General features: G+C 72.6%; 4 protein-coding genes. 1 reads left to right on the top strand and 3 read right to left on the bottom strand.

The window, feature by feature from the left end; translation table 11 throughout:
* Nucleotides 1-97 precede the first annotated feature (97 nt).
* A complete protein-coding gene (locus ACFXA3_RS38805; protein ID WP_048479109.1) occupies nt 98-328 on the bottom strand; it encodes a DUF4287 domain-containing protein in 231 nt (76 codons plus the stop codon).
* 106 nt (nt 329-434) lie between these two features.
* Here ACFXA3_RS38805 and ACFXA3_RS38800 point away from each other — a divergent pair, with 106 nt between their 5' ends.
* The gene (locus tag ACFXA3_RS38800) at nt 435-809 is read left to right on the top strand and encodes a hypothetical protein (protein WP_385195461.1); all 375 of its coding nucleotides are present in this window, start codon (nt 435-437) and stop codon (nt 807-809) included.
* On the opposite strand, the gene ACFXA3_RS38795 is transcribed toward ACFXA3_RS38800, so the two are convergent.
* Together ACFXA3_RS38795 and ACFXA3_RS38790 are read right to left on the bottom strand one after the other, a co-directional pair.
* The gene (locus ACFXA3_RS38795) at nt 793-1,629 is read right to left on the bottom strand and encodes a hypothetical protein (RefSeq protein ID WP_385195463.1); all 837 of its coding nucleotides are present in this window, start codon (nt 1,627-1,629) and stop codon (nt 793-795) included. The two genes, ACFXA3_RS38800 and ACFXA3_RS38795, sit on opposite strands and share 17 nt — an antisense overlap.
* Before the next feature lie 283 nt (nt 1,630-1,912).
* Nucleotides 1,913-3,133, bottom strand: coding sequence for an acetyl-CoA C-acetyltransferase (locus ACFXA3_RS38790; protein ID WP_385195458.1), 1,221 nt, complete (start codon nt 3,131-3,133; stop codon nt 1,913-1,915).
* Nucleotides 3,134-3,499 lie beyond the last annotated feature (366 nt).

Raw genomic sequence — 3,499 nt, 5'->3', positions numbered from 1 at the left:
GGGGGTACGGGGGTCGGGAACAGGGATCGGGAACAGGGATCGGGAACGGGCGAACGGGAACGGGGTGCCGGGGTCGGGGGACCGGGACGGGGAGGGATCAGCCGAACTTGCGGGCCGCCCTGCGCAGGTCGTACTCGTGGATGATCGCCTTGGCCTGGCCGTACGAGAGCTCGTGCGCGCCGCGCAGCCAGCTGACCTTCTCCTCGAACCGGACGAGGGAGGGGCCGTCGTCCACGGTGCGCAGCCAGTCGGACACTTCACGACCGGTGGTCAGGGGGATTCTGTCGATCATGTTCCGGTGGGTCTGCTCGGAGAACTCTACGGACATGGGCGCCTCCGGAGGTATCGCCGTGCTGTGCTGTTCTCTTCACGCCACCGTGCCGGAGAGTTCGCCCGTTGGCAATGGTGCCCGGACGGCGCGTAAGGTCGGCCGGGTGCTCGATACTTCGCCGCTGACCGCCGCCGTGGAACGTTTCGCAGACCGGCTGCGGGCCATGCCGCAGAGCCGTCTCCAGCAGGGGGCCGCCGCCCGGGCGCTGGAGCTGGCCAGGGAACTCTCCGTACGCGCCCAGGCGCTGGAGGCGGCGCAGCAGGGCGCGGGGGCGGCTCCGGCGCGGAACATGCCCGACGCGGGCGTCTTCGTCGTCGGGGACCAGGTGGCCGTGGCCGGAACCGATCTCGCCGAAGCGCTGCGCGCCACGGCCGACGCGGCGGCCCAAGGCCCCCGGGAAACCGCGAAGGCCCCGTCCGAGGTGCTGGACGAGGCCGTACGGCTGGTGGAGCAGGCAGAGGTCAGAGCGACGCGATGACGCGGTCCGCGAGGATGTAGACGTTGTTGTCCGGGTCCTGGGCGTCGCCGCAGGAGAAGGTCAGCGCGTAGGCGCCCGAGATGCCCGAGCCGCCCAGCAGCACCGGCGCGGTGCCCGAACGCAGCGCCTCGGCGAGGCGCTCCGCCGTCTCCCGGTGGCCCGGGGTCATGCACAGCGTGGTGCCGTCGGTGAAGACGTACACGTCGAGCGTGCCCAGCGGGCCCGGACGGACGTCCGCGAGGGCCGTACGGGCCTCCGCCAGCTCCTCCAGGCGCGAAACCGTGCGCTCGTGGTCCGCGCCCGGGGCCGGGGCCTGGACCGGTACGAAGTCGGGGTGCGAGGGGTGGCGCCGGCGCGCGGCGGCCAGCTCGGCCGAATCCTCGGGGTAGTCTCCCCCGGCCTCCGGCAGGGAGGTGCCCCCGGCGGCCTCGTCGCCGAGCAGCGGCTCCAGACCCACCAGGTCCGCCTGACGGGGCAGGAAGACACCGGGCCCGTCCTCGCCCAGCCCGGGCAGGCCGCCCAGCAGCGAGGGGGCGTCGGCGGCGTCCCGGGCCTCCTGCGCGGCCCAGAAGGCCCGCGCCTCGGCGAGCTCGCGCTCGCGCTCCTCGGCCAGGGCCTCGGCCACGGCGGCTCGTATCTCGGCAGCGGGGGAATGCACGGCACTGCGGGCGTGCGGGACGGTCGCACCGCGGGTGTGGCCGGGCGAAGCCAGCTCACCGCGGAGGGCCGTCACCTGCTTGCGCAGGCCGTGTACGGCGTGCAGCGCAGCAGCGCCCACGGCCGCGGCGGCGGCCGTGGTCAGCAGCAGGGCAAGAGACATGGCGCTCACTGACTAACTCCTGATTGATTCGATCCCCCGACTTCCTACATCAGAGTGTCCCGACCTGGGAATGGCGTGCAGTGCATTACGTCACGAATTGGACAGGGCTTTGGTCACACGAGGGCGCTGTGAACCTGCCCTGACCTGCGGAAATGCCAAACCCCCAGGACGAAAGTCACATCCTGGGGGAGATTCGGTCACAGATCGGCCGCGACGGGATTAGAACCGGCGTCAGTACGCCGCAAGGGATCAAGCGGATCCCTTGCGGCGCCTACGCTCCGGCTCAGCTCAGGCGCTCGATGACCATGGCCATGCCCTGGCCGCCGCCCACGCACATCGTTTCCAGGCCGAACTGCTTGTCGTGGAACTGGAGGCTGTTGATCAGCGTGCCGGTGAGGCGGGCGCCGGTCATCCCGAACGGGTGACCGACGGCGATGGCGCCACCGTTGACGTTCAGCTTCTCCAGCGGGATCTCCAGGTCCCGGTACGACGGGATGACCTGCGCCGCGAAGGCCTCGTTGATCTCGAACAGGTCGATGTCGCCGACGGTCAGACCGGCGCGCTTCAGGGCCTGCTTCGACGCCTCGACCGGGCCCAGGCCCATGATCTCGGGGGAGAGGCCGGTGACGCCGGTGGAGACGATCCGGGCCAGCGGGGTCAGGCCCAGCTCCCGCGCCTTCGTGTCGCTCATGATGACCAGCGCGGCGGCGCCGTCGTTCAGCGGGCAGCAGTTGCCGGCCGTGACCAGGCCGTCGGGGCGGAAGACGGGCTTGAGGCCCTGGACGCCCTCCAGGGTCACCCCGGCGCGCGGGCCGTCGTCGGTGGAGACGACCGTGCCGTCCGGGGTGGTGACCGGGGTGATCTCGCGGGCCCAGAAGCCGTTCTTGATGGCCTCTTCGGCCAGGTTCTGGGAGCGGACGCCGAACTCGTCCATGTCCTGGCGGGTCACGCCCTTGAGCCGGGCCAGGTTCTCGGCGGTCTGCCCCATCGAGATGTAGGCGTCCGGGACCAGGCCGTCCTCGCGCGGGTCGTGCCAGTCGCTGCCCTCGCTCTGGGCGACGGCGGCGGTACGGGCCTCCGCGTCGGCGAAGAGCGGGTTGTGCGTGTCCGGCAGGCCGTCCGAGGAGCCCTTGACGAACCGCGAGACCGTCTCGACGCCCGCGGAGATGAAGACGTCGCCCTCGCCGGCCTTGATGGCGTGCAGCGCCATGCGGGAGGTCTGGAGCGAGGAGGAACAGTAACGGGTGATCGTGGTGCCGGGCAGGTAGTCCATGCCCATCTGCACGGCCACGATGCGGGCCAGGTTGTGGCCCTGCTCGCCGCCGGGGAGACCGCAGCCGAGCATCAGGTCGTCGATCTGGCGCGGGTCCAGCTCGGGGACCTTGGCGAGGGCGGCCTGGATGATCGTGGCGGTCAGGTCGTCCGGGCGGACGTCCTTGAGGGACCCCTTGCCGGCGCGCCCGATGGGGGAGCGGGCGGTGGAAACGATGACGGCTTCGGGCATCGGGGCTCCAAAGGGGGTGAGTTGCGGCTCGTTGCGGGACCGCAAGCGAAGTTACCGGCCCGTACGGTCGAGGTCACCGGCTTCGGTGTGTGATGCCGGTCGCTCCGCGGGGTGCAACGCCCCCTCCGGCCCGGCTGTTCCCGCCCGCCCCTGGCTGCGCCCGGACCCGTGCGGCGGCCCGGCTGCGCCCGGACCCGCGCCGCAGGCGACGGCGGGGCCGGACCGCCCGGCCGGGGGCTCCGGGGCCGGGACGGGGAGCGCGGCACCGTCGGCCGGGCCCACCGGGCCGGCCCCGGTGGGCGGGTGTGGGCCCGCCGGGGTCAGGTGCCGGCCACCCGGGAGCCCGGGAGGGGGTCCGGGAGGGGG

The organism is Streptomyces sp. NPDC059456 (assembly GCF_042750055.1).
Classification (GTDB): Bacteria; Actinomycetota; Actinomycetes; order Streptomycetales; family Streptomycetaceae; genus Streptomyces.
The sequence above is the reverse complement of the archived record's forward strand: the minus strand, read 5'-3'. Positions and strand labels throughout refer to the sequence as shown.

What these genes read in the sequence shown, in the direction of transcription:
- ACFXA3_RS38805 (WP_048479109.1), bottom strand. Translation starts at nt 328, where the DNA reads ATGTCCGTAGAGTTCTCCGAGCAGACCCACCGGAACATGATCGACAGA.
- ACFXA3_RS38790 (WP_385195458.1), bottom strand. Translation starts at nt 3,133, where the DNA reads ATGCCCGAAGCCGTCATCGTTTCCACCGCCCGCTCCCCCATCGGGCGC.
- ACFXA3_RS38795 (WP_385195463.1), bottom strand. Translation starts at nt 1,629, where the DNA reads ATGTCTCTTGCCCTGCTGCTGACCACGGCCGCCGCCGCGGCCGTGGGC.